At 74.0% G+C, this 15840-nt stretch carries 14 protein-coding genes; 8 read left to right on the top strand and 6 right to left on the bottom strand.

Translation table 11 applies throughout. The features are described 5' to 3' along the window. Positions 1-36 precede the first annotated feature (36 nt). The 3 genes from obgE (at position 37) to fxlM (ending at position 3999) form a co-directional block, all read left to right on the top strand. A complete protein-coding gene (gene obgE / locus ACFPL3_RS05320) occupies positions 37-1500 on the top strand; it encodes a GTPase ObgE (RefSeq protein ID WP_343942438.1) in 1464 nt (487 codons plus the stop codon). Between the two features lie 103 nt (positions 1501-1603). After that, on the top strand, positions 1604-2731 hold the full coding sequence (proB, locus tag ACFPL3_RS05315; RefSeq protein WP_343942437.1) for a glutamate 5-kinase: 1128 nt from the start codon (positions 1604-1606) through the stop codon (positions 2729-2731). A gap of 44 nt (positions 2732-2775) precedes the next feature. Further along, positions 2776-3999: a methyltransferase, FxLD system gene (gene fxlM / locus ACFPL3_RS05310; protein WP_343942436.1), complete on the top strand. Its 1224-nt coding sequence runs from the start codon at positions 2776-2778 to the stop codon at positions 3997-3999. Here the strand turns inward: fxlM and ACFPL3_RS05305 are convergent. Genes ACFPL3_RS05305 through manD form a run of 3 tightly spaced genes read right to left on the bottom strand, consistent with a single transcriptional unit; the run spans position 3944 to position 7577 of the window. Beyond that, complete coding sequence (locus ACFPL3_RS05305; protein WP_343942435.1) at positions 3944-5008, bottom strand: L-idonate 5-dehydrogenase; 1065 nt, start codon at positions 5006-5008, stop codon at positions 3944-3946. The two genes, fxlM and ACFPL3_RS05305, sit on opposite strands and share 56 nt — an antisense overlap. Beyond that, entirely contained in the window at positions 5005-6354 is a 1350-nt protein-coding gene (locus ACFPL3_RS05300; RefSeq protein ID WP_343942434.1) for an MFS transporter, read from the bottom strand. The genes ACFPL3_RS05305 and ACFPL3_RS05300 overlap by 4 nt, the downstream gene beginning before the upstream one ends. An 11-nt stretch (positions 6355-6365) precedes the next feature. Then, positions 6366-7577 carry a D-mannonate dehydratase ManD gene (gene manD / locus ACFPL3_RS05295; RefSeq protein WP_343942433.1) on the bottom strand — a complete coding sequence of 404 codons (1212 nt, stop codon included), beginning with the start codon at positions 7575-7577 and terminating at the stop codon, positions 6366-6368. Between the two features lie 82 nt (positions 7578-7659). On the opposite strand from manD, the gene ACFPL3_RS05290 reads away from it, so the two are divergent. After that, on the top strand, positions 7660-8367 hold the full coding sequence (locus ACFPL3_RS05290) for a GntR family transcriptional regulator (protein WP_343942432.1): 708 nt from the start codon (positions 7660-7662) through the stop codon (positions 8365-8367). 26 nt (positions 8368-8393) lie between these two features. Here ACFPL3_RS05290 and ACFPL3_RS05285 read toward each other — a convergent pair whose 3' ends face one another. The 3 genes from ACFPL3_RS05285 to ACFPL3_RS05275 form a co-directional block, all read right to left on the bottom strand. Then, on the bottom strand, positions 8394-9290 hold the full coding sequence (locus tag ACFPL3_RS05285; protein WP_343942431.1) for an MEDS domain-containing protein: 897 nt from the start codon (positions 9288-9290) through the stop codon (positions 8394-8396). A gap of 62 nt (positions 9291-9352) precedes the next feature. Further along, positions 9353-10000: a YdcF family protein gene (locus ACFPL3_RS05280; RefSeq protein ID WP_343942430.1), complete on the bottom strand. Its 648-nt coding sequence runs from the start codon at positions 9998-10000 to the stop codon at positions 9353-9355. Between the two features lie 13 nt (positions 10001-10013). Beyond that, positions 10014-12101, bottom strand: a complete 2088-nt coding sequence (locus ACFPL3_RS05275; protein WP_343942429.1) for a RecQ family ATP-dependent DNA helicase — start codon at positions 12099-12101, stop codon at positions 10014-10016. Positions 12102-12544: 443 nt separating this feature from the next. Between ACFPL3_RS05275 and ACFPL3_RS05270 the strand changes: the two genes are divergently transcribed. The 4 genes from ACFPL3_RS05270 to ACFPL3_RS05255 all read left to right on the top strand — a co-directional run bounded on the left by ACFPL3_RS05270 (position 12545) and on the right by ACFPL3_RS05255 (position 15833). Then, a complete protein-coding gene (locus ACFPL3_RS05270; protein WP_343942441.1) occupies positions 12545-13744 on the top strand; it encodes an MFS transporter in 1200 nt (399 codons plus the stop codon). A gap of 47 nt (positions 13745-13791) precedes the next feature. Next, entirely contained in the window at positions 13792-13965 is a 174-nt protein-coding gene (locus ACFPL3_RS05265) for a hypothetical protein (protein ID WP_343942428.1), read from the top strand. 36 nt (positions 13966-14001) lie between these two features. Continuing rightward, positions 14002-14880 carry an AAA family ATPase gene (locus ACFPL3_RS05260; protein WP_343942427.1) on the top strand — a complete coding sequence of 293 codons (879 nt, stop codon included), beginning with the start codon at positions 14002-14004 and terminating at the stop codon, positions 14878-14880. 95 nt (positions 14881-14975) lie between these two features. Beyond that, complete coding sequence (locus ACFPL3_RS05255; protein ID WP_343942426.1) at positions 14976-15833, top strand: phytanoyl-CoA dioxygenase family protein; 858 nt, start codon at positions 14976-14978, stop codon at positions 15831-15833. Positions 15834-15840 lie beyond the last annotated feature (7 nt).

The following is a 15840-nucleotide window of genomic DNA, read 5'->3' as shown; positions in this document are numbered from 1 at the left end:
GTGGTGGCCCGCCGTTGTCGTGTGTGAGGAGAGTCGATGTCCAGGTTCGTGGACCGCGTGGTGATTCACGCCACGGCGGGCTCGGGCGGCAACGGCTGCGCCTCCGTGCACCGCGAGAAGTTCAAGCCGCTCGGCGGCCCGGACGGCGGCAACGGGGGCCGCGGCGGGTCGATCGTGCTGGTGGTCGACCCCGGCGTGCACACGCTGCTCGACTTCCACCACCGACCGCACGCCCGGGCGCGCAACGGCAAGCAGGGCCAGGGCGGGTTCCGGGCCGGGGCCAACGCCGAGGACCTCGAGCTGCGCGTGCCCGACGGCACCGTCGTGTTCGACGACCGCGGTGAGATCGTCGCCGACCTGGTGGGGGCGGGCACCCGTTTCGTCGCCGCCGAGGGTGGCCGCGGCGGGCTCGGCAACGCGGCGCTGGCCTCGCAGGCGCGCAAGGCGCCGGGGTTCGCCCTGCTCGGGGAGCCCGGGGAGAGCCGCGACCTGGTGCTCGAGCTGCGGTCGATGGCCGACGTCGGGCTCGTCGGCTTCCCGTCGGCCGGGAAGTCGTCGCTGGTGGCGGCCCTGTCGGCGGCCCGTCCGAAGATCGCCGACTACCCGTTCACCACGCTCGTGCCGCAGCTCGGCGTGGTCACCGCGGGCGAGGACGTGTTCACCGTCGCCGACGTGCCGGGGCTGATCCCGGGTGCGTCCGAGGGGCGCGGGCTCGGCCTGGACTTCCTGCGCCACATCGAGCGCTGCTCGGTGCTCGTGCACGTCGTCGACTGCGCCACGTACGAGCCGGGCCGCGACCCGGTGTCGGACGTGCAGGCGCTCGAGGACGAGCTGGCCCGCTACACGCCCGCCCTCGGCGGAGAGCTCGCCGACCGGCCCCGGCTGATCGCCCTCAACAAGGTGGACGTGCCGGACGCCGCCGAGATGGCCGACCTGGTGAAGGCCGACCTCGAGGAACGCTTCGGGTGGCCGGTGTTCCCGATCTCCACGGCGTCCCGGGCCGGGCTGCGGGAGCTGGCGTTCGCGATGGCCGCGCAGGTGCGCGCCCACCGCGCGGCCCAGCCCGTGGCCGAGCCCACCCGCATCGTGCTGCGCCCGCAGGCCGTGGACGACGCGGGCTTCACCGTCGAGCCCGACCCGGAGCTGCCCGGCGGCTTCATCGTGCGCGGTGCCCGGCCCGAGCGTTGGATCCGCCAGACCGCGTTCGACAACGACGAGGCCGTCGGCTACCTCGCCGACCGCCTGGCCCGCCTCGGAGTGGAGGACGCCCTCGCCGAGGCCGGTGCGGAGCCGGGCTGCCCCGTCACGATCGGCGACGTCACGTTCGACTGGGAGCCCAGCACCCCGTCGGGCGTGGCGGTGATGTCCGGGCGTGGCACGGACGCCCGGCTGGAGCGCTCCGCGCGCGTCTCGGCCGCCGAACGCAAGGCGGCCCGGGCGGAGCGGCGCAGGCACCACACGGACGAGGAGCTGTGGTCCGAGCAGGACGAGGACGAGTGATGCCCAGCCGCACCGCGTCCCGCAATGCCGGCATGGTGGCTTTACTGGCACATTGCGCCAGTAAAGCCACCATGCCGGCGTTCGGGGGCCGGGGAGCGCGGGCATGAGCGCCGCGCGGGCACGGTTGGCCGCGGCGCGCCGCGTCGTCGTCAAGGTCGGCTCCTCCTCCCTCACCAGCCTCGACGGCGGGCTCGACCCGGCCCGGCTCTCCGCGGTCGTCGACGCCCTCGTGGCGCGGCGGGAGAGCGGGAGCCAGGTGGTGCTGGTCTCGTCGGGGGCGATCGCGGCCGGACTCGCTCCGCTCGGGCTCACCCGGCGGCCCCGCGACCTCGCCACCCAGCAGGCCGCCGCGGCCGTCGGCCAGCTGATGCTCGCGGAGGCCTACGCCGCCGCGTTCGGCCGGCACGACCTGCCGATCGGGCAGGTGCTGCTCACCGCCGACGACATGATCCGCCGGTCGCACTACCGCAACGCCCAGCGCACGCTGGAACGGCTGCTCGGGCTCGGGGTGCTGCCGGTCGTCAACGAGAACGACACGGTGGCCACCGACGAGATCCGAGTGGGCGACAACGACCGGCTCGCGGCGCTGGTGGCCCACCTGATCGGCGCCGACGGGCTGCTGCTCCTCTCCGACGTCGACGGCCTCTACGACGGCGATCCGCGCCGCCCGGGCTCGCGCCTGCTGTCGGAGGTGGAGGCCCCGGCCGACCTGGAGGCGGTGCGGGTGGCGCGCTCCCGGGCCGACTCGCTCGGCACCGGCGGCATGGCCACCAAGATCACCGCGGCGGCGATGGCCGCGGCCGCGGGCATCCCGGTGCTGCTCGCCGCGGCGGAGGACGTCGGCGCGGCCCTGGACGTCGCCGACACGGGCCCGAAGGTCGGCACCGCGTTCCGCCCGTCGGGCAGGCGGATGTCGGCGCGCCGGTTCTGGCTGCGGCACGCCGCCGACGTGCGCGGTGCGCTCGACCTCGATGCGGGCGCCGTTGCCGCGGTGATCGACCGCAGGCGTTCCCTGCTCGCGGCCGGGATCCACGGCATCAGCGGTGACTTCGTGGCCGGGGACGTGGTCGACCTGGTGGGGCCCCACGGCGTGGTCGTCGCGCGCGGGGTGGTGGGGTTCGACGCCGCAGAGCTGCCGGACCTGATCGGGCGCCGCACCCGCGACCTCGCACCCGAGCAGCGCCGAGAGGTCGTCCACGCCGACGACCTGGTGCCCATGACGGGCCCTTGACACCCGGGTTGTCGGGTTCCGCCGCGGGCAGCAGACTCCCCGTGGTGGACGTCGTGCGGGTTCGCAACCGGATGGTCGACGCCCTGCGCGAGGCGGGGCGGGTGCGTTCGGCCGCCGTGGAGGAGGCGTTCCGGAGCGTTCCGCGCCACCTGTTCCTGCCGGGGCTCGCCGTGTCGGACGCCTACGCCGACGAGGCCGTGGCGGTGCAGTTCAGCGACGGCGTGGCCACCAGTTCGGCGTCGCAGCCCTCGATGATGGCGATCATGCTGGAGCAGCTGGACCTGAAGCCGGGCCACCGGGTGCTCGAGATCGGGGCAGGCACCGGCTACAACGCCGCGCTGATGGCGCGGATCGTGGGTCCCGCGGGCGCGGTCACGGCCGTCGACATCGACGAGGAGCTCGTCGACCGCGCCGCAGGCCACCTGGAGTCGGCGGGCGTGGACGGCGTGGAGCTGGTGGTGGCCGACGGCGCGGAGGGCTACCCGTCCGGCGCCCCCTACGACCGGATCGTGCTCACGGTGGGCAGCGACGACGTCTTGCCCGCGTGGGTGGCGCAGCTCGCGCCGGGCGGCCGGCTGCTCCTGCCGCTCGCGGTGCGCGGCAGCCAGCTGTCGGTGGCGCTCGACCTGGGGGTGGACGGGGTGCTGCGCTGCGACTCGGTGCGCAGTTGCGCGTTCATCCGGCTGCGCGGCACGGCCGCGAGCGCCGAGACGAGCCGGATCGTCGACGGACTCGGTGTCGCGCTGCAGACCCCCGACGACGCGCCGGAACCCGACCTGGCCGCCGCCGCGCGGGCACTGGCCGACCCGGGGGAGCAGCGGACCGCGCCTGTGCGGCTGGGTGCGGTGGACGTCTGGGACGGGTTCGGGCTGTGGCTCGCCCTGACCGAGCCGGGCGTGTGCCGGCTGCTGGCGGTCCGGCCCGACACCCCGCTGGCGGACCACCTGCTCCCGCTCGGCGCCACGGCGGGCACGGTCGCGCTGAGCGCGGGCGGCGGCCTCGCCGCGGTGGTGCCCGTCGAGTCGCGGGGGTGCGGCGCGGCGGACGTGGCCGTGCGGGAGTTCGGCCGCGACGCACGCGCGCTCGCCGACCGCCTGCTCGCGGCGCTCGACGCCTGGGCCGCGGCGGGCCGTCCGGGTGCTTCCGACTGGCGCCTCACCGTGGTGCCGGTGGGGGTGGACGCCCCCGCGCTGCCCGCACCTCAGGTGATCGTCAAGCGGCACTGCCGGGTGCTGGCGGAGCCGCCTCGCCCCCAGCAACGAGGTTGAGGAGCACCTTGCTGCTGCCCGTGGTCCGGTCGGCCGCGGTGCGCAGGGCCTGCTCGGCCTGCTCGAGCGGAAAGCGGTGGGTGATCACGGGGGAGACGTCGAGGCCGTCGCGCATGGCGTGCAGGGCGTCGTCGATCTCGTCGACGAACCGATAGGACCCCACCCACGTGATCTCGCGGGTCACGAGGTCGCCCAGCACCGCCGACACGGCGCTGCCCGGCAGGTTGCCGACCTGCACGAGCGTGCCGCCGCGGGCGGTGGCACGCAGCACCGGTCCGATCGCCGCGGCCGCGCCCGAGGCCTCGATCACCACCTCGACGTCCTCCGGGAGGGCCGATGTGGTGAGGTCGACCGTGCTGTCGGCGCCCATGGCCGCGGCCACGGCCAACGCAGGCGCCGCGACGTCGGCGGCCACCACGGCGGCCGCGCCGCGGTGCTTCGCCGCTGCCACCACGAGCGAGCCGATCGGGCCCGCGCCGTTCACCAGCACCGTGCGTCCCCGCAGGTCGCCCGCGCGGTGCACGGCGTGCAGCGCCACGCCGAGCGGCTCGGCGAGCGCGCCGTGCTCGGTGCTCACCCCGGAGGGCAGGGCTCGGACCTGGTCGGCGCGGACCACCCGGTACTCGCTGAACCCGCCGTCGGTGTGCGGGTCGAACGCGGCCGAGCCGAAGTAGCGCACGTGCGGATGCAGGTTCGTGCGCCCGGCGATTCGCTCCGGCAGCCGCACGTCGCCGACGAGCGTGGCGGGGTGCACGGTGGCGGCGTCGCCCTCGGCGATCCCGGCCACGTCCGGCCCCACCGCGGCGACCCGGCCGGCAACCTCGTGCCCGAGCACGAGCGGGTGGCGCAGCACCGCGGTGCCGGTGGCGCCGTGGCGGAAGTAGGAGATGTCGGAGCCGCAGATGCCGCCCCACTCCATCGCGAGCAGCACCTCGCCCGGGCCGGGGCGCGGGTCCGGCACCTCGTCGACGCGGACGTCGCCCGCGGCGTGCACCACCACCGCTCTCACGCCGCGTCCTCCAGCTCGACGAGGTCGCGGCCGCGCGTCTCGGGCGAGAGCACGGTGGCCACGAGCGTGATCAGGGAGTAGGCCACGAGCATCGCGGCGATCGGCCACCAGCTGCCGGTGACCGCGGTGAGGGTGGCCGCGACGACGGGACCGATCGCGGTGGCGAGGATCCCGCCGATCTCCTTGGCGAGCGCGAGCTGCGTGAAGCGCGTGCGCGCGCCGAAGAGCTCGGCCATCGTGACGCTCTCCAGCGAGAAGAGGCCGAGCACTCCGACGTTCAGGGCGAGCACCATCCCGAGCACGAGCGCCACCGTGCTGCCGCTGGTGATCATCAGCACCAGCGGGAAGGCGAGCACGACCGTGAGCACCGACAGCACGGCGTACATCGGGCGGCGGCCGAACCGGTCGCCGAGCAGGCCCACGACCGGCACGGTGGCGAAGCCGAGGATGGAGCCGTAGACGATGGCGTCGGTCGGGATCGAGCGGTCGACGAGCAGCGTGGAGGCGATGTAGCCGACGAGGAAGGTCTGGACGAGCCCCGAGTTGCCCGCCTGGCCGAACCGCAGGCCCAGTGCGAGGAAGAACGCCTTGCCCTTGCGCTGGCGCAGGCCCTTCTCCAGCACACCACCGGCCTCGGCGCGGCTCACCGCCCGGCCGTCCACGACGTCGGCGCGTTCCTCGAAGACCGGGCTCTCCTTGAGGCTGCGCCGCAGCCACACCGCGAAGATCATCAGCACGAAGCTGAGGAGGAACGGCAGGCGCCACCCCCACGCCAAGAGCTGCTCCTCCGACAGCACGGCCAGCAGGAACGCCCAGAGCGCGGAGGCGGCGAGCGTGCCCGAGTTGGTGCCGAGCGACACCAGCGAGGCGATCAGCCCGCGCCGCTGGACGGGCGCGTACTCGGTGAGCATCACGGTGGCGCCCGCGATCTCCGCGCCTGCGCCGAAGCCCTGGACCAGCCGCAGCACCACCAGCAGGATCGGCGCGAGCAGCCCGATCTGCGCGTACGTGGGCAGCACGCCGATCAACGTGGTGGAGGCGCCCATCAGCAGGATCGTCAGGTAGAGCACCCGCTTGCGGCCGATGCGGTCGCCCATCCGCCCGAAGTAGAGCGCGCCCGCGAGCCGGGCGACGTACCCCACGCCGTAGGTGGCCATCGCGGCGATGAGCCCGATCGCCGGGCTGACGTCGGGGAAGAACAGCTGGTTGAAGACGATGGCGGCCGCCAGCGAGTACAGCTGGAAGTCCATGAACTCCATCGCCGTGCCGAGCCAGCCGGACGTCGCGGCTTTCGCGAGATCCCGAGTGGTTCGGGTCGCGGGGCCGGCCGTGGTGCCCTCTGCCACGGGGTTCCTCCTCACCAGTCGTGGACGGAGCCGTCGAGGCGGCGGGCGACGGGCAGGTAGCGCGGCTGGTACGGGAACCGCTGCGCGACCTGCTCGTCGTACTCGACGCCGAGCCCGGGCTCGTCGGACGGGACGAGCATCCCGTCGGCGAACCGCACCCCGGAGCGGAAGATCTCCATCGTCTCCGGTGCGTGCGGCATGTACTCCTGGATGCCGAAGTTGGGCACCGCGGTGTCCAGGTGCACCGCGGCCGCGAGCGTGACGGGGGAGAGGTCGGTGGCGCCGTGGGATCCGGTGCGCACCTGGTAGAGCGCGGCCAGGTCGAAGATCCGCCGCAGGTGCGTGATGCCACCGGCGTGCACGACGGTGGTGCGCACGTAGTCGATCAGCTGCTCGGTGATGAGCTGCTGGACGTCCCAGATGGAGCTGAGCACCTCCCCGACGGCGATCGGGGTGGTGGTGTGCTGCCGGATGATCCGGAACGCCTCCTGGTTCTCCGCGGGCGTCGGGTCCTCCATCCAGAACAGCCTGCAGTCCTCCACGCGCTTGCCGAACCGCGCCGCCTCGATCGGCGTGAGCCGGTGGTGCACGTCGTGCAGCAGGTGGAAGCCGAACCCGAAGCGCTCCCGCACCGCCTCCAGGTAGGTCGGGGCGAACCCGAGGTAGGCCTCGGTGTCCCACGGCTGCTCCTCGGGCAGCGCCGTCGAGGCCGGCTCGTAGATGCCTTCCCCCTTGCGCACGCCGTAGGTGCCGGCCACGTCGGGAACCGCCGCCTGGGCGCGCACGGCGCGGTAGCCGAGGTCGAGGAAGCGCGCGACGTCGTCGAGCAGCGAGGGCACGTCGGCGCCGCTCGCGTGCGCGTAGACCGTGACGCCCTCGCGGGACTTCCCGCCCAGCAGCTGGTACACGGGCAGGCCCGCGACCTTGCCCTTGATGTCCCACAGGGCGGTGTCGACGGCCGCGATCGCCGTCATCGTGACCGGGCCGCGCCGCCAGTAGACGCCCTTGTAGAGGTACTGCCAGATGTCCTCGATGCGAGCCGGGTCGCGGCCGATGAGCAGCGGTACCACGTGCTCGCGCAGGTACGCGGCGACGGCCAGCTCACGCCCGTTCAGCGTGGCGTCGCCCAGGCCCGTCACGCCGTCGGAGGTGGTGATCCGCAACGTGACGAAGTTCCGCCCGGGGGAGGCCACGAAGACCTCCGCGCGTTCGATCGTGCTCACGAATCCCCAACCTCCTTGTCGCCCAGTGCTGGTATACAAGCAGATGTCGCGAAGTTGGTGCAAGGGCGGATAAGCTGGTGCGGTGACGCGGGCGACCAGGCGGACCAGCCGCAGAACGGTCTACGAGACCCTGCGGCGCAAGGTCCTCACGCTCGAGTACCCGCCCGGCTCGGCGCTGTCGGAGAACGAGCTCGCCGCCCAGCTCGGGGTCAGCCGCACACCCGTGCGGGAGAGCCTGATCCTCCTCGCCGAGGAAGGCCTCGTGCAGGTCTTCCCGCAGGTCGGGTCGTTCGTCTCGCGCGTCGACCCCGCCCGCGTCGCCGACGCGCAGTTCCTCCGCGAGGCCGTCGAGCTCGCCGCGCTCGAGGACATGCCCGCCGAACTCGACCCCGACATCGTCACCGAGCTCCGCCAGAACCTCAGGGCGCAGCGGCGCCGCGGCCTCGACGTCGAGGAGTTCTTCGCGCTCGACGAGGCGTTCCACCACGCACTGCTGCGCCTGTCCGGGCACGGCAACGCCTGGGCCACCGTCGTGGCGGCCAAGGGCCACCTCGACCGCGCCCGCAGGCTCGGGCTGCAGGCCACCGCACCGCCGGCCTTCACCCACCAGCACGTCGAGATCCTCGACGCCGTCCTCGCCGGCGACGTCAGCGCCGCACGCGCCGCCATGCGCACCCACCTGCGCGCTGTCTTCGACGACGTCGAGCGCATCCGGCAGCGGTCGCCGCAGCTGTTCGCGGGCAACCGCGACTCGGTGCCCGTGCGGCGCAACGTGGTGGTGTGGGAGTAGGCCGCGTGGCAGCCCGCCGGCCCCGGTCAGGCCACGCCCGCCGCATCGTTCAAGTCGCTCGCCACGGCGAGCTCCAGCTGCGGCACCGCGTCGGCGCCGAGCCCGCGCAGCACCATCTCCAGCGAGCGGTCGCAGCGCACCACGAGGCGGTCGGCCGGGGGGAGCGCCCCGGCGAGGTCGATCAGCATCCAGGCGCAGTGCGCGTCGACGTCGCGGGCGCCTGCGAGGTCGAGTTCGAAGTGGAGCGGGCTCTGTTCCGGGCCGCGGGCCAGCACGTCGGTCAGCACGCGGGTGAGTTCCTCGCGGGACCCGGATCCGGCGATCCGGGCGCCGCCGGGGTGGCGGGTGACCTCGAGCATGCTCAGCCGGTCCAGCACGTGCACCGGGTGGATCTCCCGCGCGCCCGCCAGCATGTGCTCGCTGAACCGCGCCCGGTCGTACCAGCACAGCGCCGCGAATCGCGCAGGCCGGAACAGGTGCTCGGCCGACCCCTCCCACGCCATCAGCTCGTCGTCGCTCCACCCGGCCCGGGGCGCCCAGGCCATGGACACCGCGACCCGCAACGCGTGGTGCCCGTCGTCGACGGTCTGCTGGGTGGCGGCCGCGTAGGCCCGGCGCGTGCGGTCGGCGTCGAACCGCCCGTCGGGGAAGTAGAGGGAGGTGTTGCGCGCAACCACGAGGTGGCCGTGCTCGTGGGCGCCGGCCGCCACACCCGTGCCGTCGTCGACGCGGGCGACGGTGGCGGCGTCGTCGAGGTCGTCGGGGTCGAGCAGCAGCATCACCCGTTCCCCGCGGGCCAGCCCGATCTGCGCGAACGCGGTGAGCACCTCCCACCGGGACTCGACGTCGTCGAACTCGACGCAGGCGTGGTCACCCGGGCGCAGGTGCTCCACGTGGACGGGGGCCGCAGCGTGCTCGATCACCGGGGTGCCTCCCTGGTCACCGGCGCTGTACCGGCGCAGGTGAACCAGCGTAATGAGCTGGATCACCCGTGCAGTGGTCCGGATGGCCGCATTGCGCGGCCGGTGAAGCCCGCTGCGTGGAGCCGCTCACCGGCCTCCCGCACCTCGTCGGGAATCGGCTGCGGCACGATGAACCCGCGGGCCGGGTAGGCGAGGATCCGCTGCAGCTCGCCGACCATCATGGCGATGACCAGGCGTTCGTCGCCGATGCTCTCGACGTAGGCGTCGAAGTCGAGCGGTGTGGAGCTGCAGACGACCTCGACCTCCGGCCAGAGCTTGCACGCCGTGGCGTGGGTGCGCCGTTCGGCGTAGGGCTTGGAGATCAGCAGGACGGATGCGGGCGCGTCCGCGGCCAGCAGCGCGCGGGCGTTGCGGATGTTCGCGCCGGTGTTGGTGGCGTGCGGGTCGACGAGCACCGCCGAGGCCGGCACGCCGAGGGCGAGGGCGTGCTCGCGGTAGTGCACCGCCTCCCCGCGCGGGAAGCGGTCGCGGGTGGTGGGGGTGGAGCCGCCGGAGAAGACGACCACCGGGAACATGCCGCGGTGGTAGAGCTGCGCCGCGTGCGTGGCGACGCCCAGGTCGTGGCTGCCGAGGCCCACGCCCGCGTCGCACGGACGCAGGTCGTGGCCCAGGCGCAGGTAGCGCCACAGCAGGAGGGCGTCGCCGCGCACGGTCGGGCAGGGCTCAGCCGCGCTGGGCCAGCGCGAACGGGAGCACCGCGGACGCCCCGGCACGGCGGAGCAGGCGGGCGGCGACCGTGGCCGTCCAGCCGCTGTCGATCATGTCGTCGACCAGTAGGACCGGCCCGGCGGGCACCGGGAACTCCGGCGGCTCGAACGCCGACCAGACCGCCGCGAGCCGTTGCGGGCTGTTGGCGTGCTCCTCCGGGCGCGGCCCTGCCGGGACGAGGGTGCCGAGCAGGGGGAGCCGCCCGATGTCGGCGATCCGCCGCGCCAGGTGCTCCAGCTGGTGGGGCCGGGTGCGGGAGCCGACGCCGATGACGCCGACGGGCCGCTCCTCCCACCCCCACCCCGCGAGCACGCGCACGCAGGCGTCGAGCACCTCGCCGGGCACCGGCACGTCGTCGCCGCCGACGAGCTCGCGCAGCCGGGTGCCCCAGCCGATGTCGGACAGCCGCCCGATCACGCGGCCCGGCGCGGCGAGCTCGCCCGCGGGGATCCGGCCCGACGCCGCGACGCCCAGCTCCGCCATGCCGCTGGGCCACTGCTTGCGCGGGGCGACCTCGACGCCGGGCCTGCTGATCCGCTCCTGCGCCGCGGCGGCCGCGCCCGCGTCGACGTCGGTGCTCCAGGCCGGTGTGGTGCAGGTATCGCAGCGCCCGCACGGTTCGGTGGCCGGGTCGTCGAGCTGCCTGCGCAGGAACTGCATGCGGCAGCCCGTGGTGGCGATGTAGTCGAGCATCGCCTGCTGCTCGATCTTGCGGGCCTCGGCGATGCGCTGGTGGCGCTCCCGGTCGTAGAGCCACTCCTCGCCGGTGGCCACCCAGCCGCCCTTGACGCGGCGCACGGCGCCGTCGCTGTCGAGCACCTTGAGCAGCATCTCGAGCCGGGTGCGGGACAGGTCGACGCGCGTCTCGACGGCCGCCGTGGACAGCGGCTCGTCGCCCAGCACGGCGAGCGTCTGGCGCACCAGCCCCTCGGGTGGGAACGCGAGCGAGGCGAAGTAGGCCCAGATGTCGCGGTCCTCCCGCCCGGGCAACAGCACCACCTCAGCGCGTTCGACGGCGCGGCCGGCGCGGCCGATCTGCTGGTAGTACGCCACCGGCGATGCGGGCGCACCGAGGTGCACGACGAACCCGAGGTCGGGCTTGTCGAACCCCATCCCGAGCGCGCTGGTGGCCACGAGCGCCTTGACGCGGTTGTCGAGCAGGTCGGACTCGGCCGCGAGCCGCTCCGCCGGATCCGTCTTGCCCGTGTAGGACGCCACGGCGTGGCCGCGGTCGCGCAGGAACTCCGCCACCTCCTCGGCGGCCGCGATCGTGAGCGTGTAGACGATGCCGGCGCCGGGCAGGGCGTCGAGGTGGTCGGCGAGCCACCCGAGCCGCTGCGCGGGCGTGGGAAGGGAGACCACCGAGAGCCGCAGGCTCTCCCGGTCGAGCGAACCGCGCAGCACCAGCGGCTCGCCGGACGCGAGCCCGAGCTGCTCGGTGACGTCGACGACCACGCGGTCGTTGGCGGTGGCCGTGGTGGCGAGCACCGGGATGCCGGTGGGCAGCTCGGCGATGAGCTGCCGCAGCCGCCGGTAGTCGGGGCGGAAGTCGTGGCCCCAGTCGGACACGCAGTGGGCCTCGTCGACGACGAGCATGCCGGCGGTGGCGGTGAGCTGCGGCAGCACGCGGTCGCGGAAGTCGGGGTTGTTGAGCCGCTCCGGGCTCACCAGCAGCACGTCGACCTCGCCCGCCGCCACCGCGGCGTAGGTGTGCTCCCAGTCGGAGGTGTTGGCGGAGTTGACGGTGGCAGCGCGGATGCCGGCGCGGGCGGCGGCGTCGATCTGGTTGCGCATGAGCGCGAGCAGCGGCGACACGATCACCGTGGGCCCGGCGCCGTCGGCCCGCAGCAGCGACGTGGCCACGAAGTAGACCGCCGACTTGCCCCACCCCGTGCGCTGCACCACCAGCGCGCGCCTGTGCTCGGCGACCAGGGCGTGGATGGCCGTCCACTGGTCCTCGCGCAGCCGCGCTCCCGCGCCCGCGAGCGTGGCGAGCACGGCCTCGGCGCGTTCGCGCAGATCCGACGTCACGGTGGAGGTCATGGGGCCATGGTGACCGAGGGCTCCGACAGCCCGCGCGGGGGTGGCGAGGTGGCCGGTCCGCGTCCTGTCCGTGACCGGTGCCCGCTGCTAGCTTCGGATCGCGGGACCGGCGGGGGTCCGGTCCTGATTGGGGGGTCCGATGAACAAGGATTGGGAGGCCACCGTGCCTGCTTTCGGCACGAGGGTCACGTTCACGGGCACGAGGGTGACGTTCCGATAGGTCGTGTTGAGGAAGTCCGGGTCGATGGGCTTCGTGATCCAGGCGGCCGCTGGCAAGGCGGAGGGCTGAGCCGTTGTATTGGCATACCCGGTCGGCCCGACAACGCAGCCAGCGGTCGGCTGGGCGCGAAGACCGCGATCAGGACTTCCTCAGCGCGGCCTAGAACCGCCACGTCCGGCATCCGCGCCCGCCCCGGCGCGGATGCCGGCTCGCTCTTGGGGGAATCATCACCGCCTACCGCCGCGTCGTCGCGGCCTCGGGCCTGGCGAACCTCGGCGACGGTGTCCGGCAGGTCGCGCTCCCGCTGCTCGCGGCCTCGATCACCCAGGACGCCGTGCTCGTCGCCGGCCTCACGGCGATCGCGTACGTGCCGTGGATGCTCCTCGGCCTGCCCATCGGTGCCCTCGTCGACCGCAGCCGCCCCGAGTTGTTCGTGGTGTGGGCGGCGGTCTCGCGGGGCGCCCTGTTCGGCGTGCTCACGCTCGCCCTGCTGCTGGACGCCGGGTCGATGTGGCTGCTGTACGCCGTCGCGTTCCTGCTCGGGGTCGGCGAGGCCGCCTACGACAACGCGAGCCAGTCGCTCGTGCCGCGCCTCGTCGCCGACGCCGACCTGGAGCGGGCCAACAGCGCGCTAGTGAGCGTCGAGCGCCTGGGCCAGGACCTGGTCGGACCCGCGGTCGGCGGCGTCATGTTCGCCGCGGCGGCGTCGCTGCCGTTCGCGGTGAGCGCCGCTGCCCTGCTGCTCGCCGGCGTGCTCGTCACCGGCCTGCGGACCCCGGCCCCGGCCGTCGACGGGCGCCCCACGCCCCGCGCGCTGCTGCGCGAGGCCGCCGACGGGATGCGGTGGCTCCTGCGCGCCCGGTACGTCCGCACGATCATCCTCACCGGTGCGGGCCTCACCTTCTTCACCCAGACCTGGGAAGGACTACTGGTCCTGCTCGCCGTCGGACCGATGGGCACCTCGGAGACCGTGTTCGGGCTGATCCTCGCCGGTGGCGCCGTCGGCGGGATCGCCGGCGGGGCGCTCACCGCCCTGCTCGTGCACCGGTTCCCGCAGCGGGCGCTCCAGGTCGTCGCCCTCGCGGTGGCCGCGGCCGGCAACTTCGTGCTCGCCGCGTTCCCCACCCCGGTGCTCGCCGCCGTCGTGCTCAGCACCACGAGCTTCTCGTTCGCGCTGTGGAACGTGCTGTCGGTGACGATCCGCCAGCGCATGGTGCCCGCCACCGTGCTCGGCCGGGTCAACGCGGCCGCCCGGACGCTCTCGATGACGGCGGCCCCGCTCGGCGCACTCGCGGGCGGCGGGCTCGCGGCCGTGCTCGACCTGCGTGCGCCGCTGTGGGTGAGCGGGCTGGCCCTGCTCGTGGTCACGGCGATGTTCGCCGTGGCCACCCGGGACGCCGAACGGGTGGGAGAACGTCACTGACGGGCGTCCCGAGGTGTGGAGTCACCCGGACGGGGAATCCGGTCGGCATGAACAACCCCTTCTGGCCGGCCGCGGTGCGGCGTTGCACGCGGTGCACGAGGGAGGCCGCCGTCGTGGTCACCTCGGACGACGGCTCGGGCACCGTGGCGGCCTGCGTCGAGCACCTGGAGTGGGTGTTCCTCCTCGGCGTCGACGAATGGAGCGGCCGCCGCGCCGCATGACCCGGCCCGCCCGGCACGGCACGGCACGATGGCCGGGTGGACCTCTCGCAGCAACCCGCGCTCTTCGGCTCCGTCGACGAGGTGGCCGAGCGCCTCGCCGGCGCCGGCTACCTGGCGTCGACGGCCGTCGCCACCACGGTCTTCCTCGCCGACCGGCTCGGCAAGCCGCTGCTCGTGGAGGGGCCGGCCGGGGTGGGCAAGACCGAGCTGGCCAAGGCCGTGGCCGAGGCCACGGGCTCCGGCCTGGTGCGCCTGCAGTGCTACGAGGGCATCGACGAGGCCCGCGCGCTCTACGAGTGGAACCACGCCAAGCAGCTGCTGCGCATCACTGCGGGGCAGGGGCACGAGTCCTGGGACGAGACGCGCGACGACGTGTTCTCCGAGGAGTTCCTGCTGCCGCGGCCGCTGCTCACGGCGATCCGGCGCACCGACCCCACCGTGCTGCTCGTCGACGAGATCGACAAGGCCGACGTCGAGGTCGAGGGCCTGCTGCTGGAGGTGCTCTCGGATTACCAGGTGACGGTGCCGGAGATGGGCACCGTGCGCGCATCGCGACGCCCGTTCGCCGTGCTCACGTCCAACTCCACGCGCGAGCTGTCCGAGGCGCTCAAGCGGCGCTGCCTGTTCCTGCACCTCGACTTCCCCGACGCCGACCTGGAACGCCGCATCGTCCTGGCCCGCGTGCCCGAGCTCCCCGAGGCGCTCGTCGACGCGCTGGTGCGCACCGTGGGCGTGCTGCGCGGGCTGGAGCTGCGCAAGTCCCCGTCTGTGGCCGAGACCATCGACTGGGGACGCACCCTGCTCGCCCTCGGCCTGGACACCCTCGACGCCGACGCGGTGCGCGCCACCCTCGGCGTGGTGCTCAAACACCGCACCGACAGCGAGCGCGCGGCACGGGAGCTGCGGCTGGACTGAGGGCCTGCTGACCAGGGTTTCACGGGAACGTAACTCCATCCGGCCCGCAGCAGGCGACACTGGTTGAACCGCTCGGTTCAACCAGAGGAGTCGCCGTGACCGACCTCGACCTGACCACCTTCGCCGACATCGGCGTCTTCACCCCCGCCGACGGCCCCGACGCCGCCGAGGCGTTCTACCGCCGCTGGGGTTTCGTCGTGCTGCGCGACCTGGTGAGCAGCGAGCTGATCGACGAGCTGGAGGCCGAGTGCGTGGCCGCCCAGGGCGGCGTGCTCGCCGGCGAGCTGGACGCGCGGTACGGCTCGACGAAGTACCTGGACGACGAGAGCAAGGCGGAGCGGTTCGTCAACTACGTCGAGCACGTCGAGGAGCTCGCCCCAGCGCTCGGCACCACGCTCGCCACGCCCGCACTCGTGGAGCTCGTGGGCCGGATCCTCGGCCCCGACTTCTGGCCGGGCCGCAACGGGGTCGTCTACCAGGACGCGCGGCCGGGCCGCGAGTCCGGGTACACCCGGATCGGCTGGCACGCCGACTGGCAGGCCGTCCCGCACCTGGACATCTGGCCCGGCACCGCGTTCACGATCCACATCGACGGCACGAGCCCGGCCAACGGTTACCTGCGGGTCGTGCCCGGCAGCCACCTCTGGGCCACCCCGTCGCCGTTCGAGAACATCAACAACGCCGCGGTTCCGGACGGCACCCCGCCCGCGCGCGGCTACACCGACGCCCCGCCGCCCGCGCCGATGCCGCTCGGGTTCGAGAAGATCCGCGGCGAGATCCCGGTGTACGTCGAGCGCGGCGACGTGATCCTGCACGACGCCTACCTCTGGCACTCCGCCGCCCGCGCGACGGACGACGACACGATGCGCCGCCACGTCCGGGGTGGCTGGCACGGCGGCGACCGGTCGCTGATGGACCGGGAGACGGGCTTCGTGAAGAACGCGGCCCGCTGATCCGGGC

The sequence above is a fragment of the Pseudonocardia zijingensis genome (assembly GCF_042657305.1).
Taxonomy (GTDB): Bacteria; Actinomycetota; Actinomycetes; order Mycobacteriales; family Pseudonocardiaceae; genus Pseudonocardia; species Pseudonocardia zijingensis.
This window is presented reverse-complemented; position numbering and strand designations above follow the sequence as displayed.

Coding starts and splice junctions, on each gene's coding strand:
- obgE (WP_343942438.1), top strand. CDS start 37: ATGTCCAGGTTCGTGGACCGCGTGGTGATTCACGCCACGGCGGGCTCG.
- proB (WP_343942437.1), top strand. CDS start 1,604: ATGAGCGCCGCGCGGGCACGGTTGGCCGCGGCGCGCCGCGTCGTCGTC.
- ACFPL3_RS05275 (WP_343942429.1), bottom strand. CDS start 12,101: ATGACCTCCACCGTGACGTCGGATCTGCGCGAACGCGCCGAGGCCGTG.
- ACFPL3_RS05265 (WP_343942428.1), top strand. CDS start 13,792: ATGAACAACCCCTTCTGGCCGGCCGCGGTGCGGCGTTGCACGCGGTGC.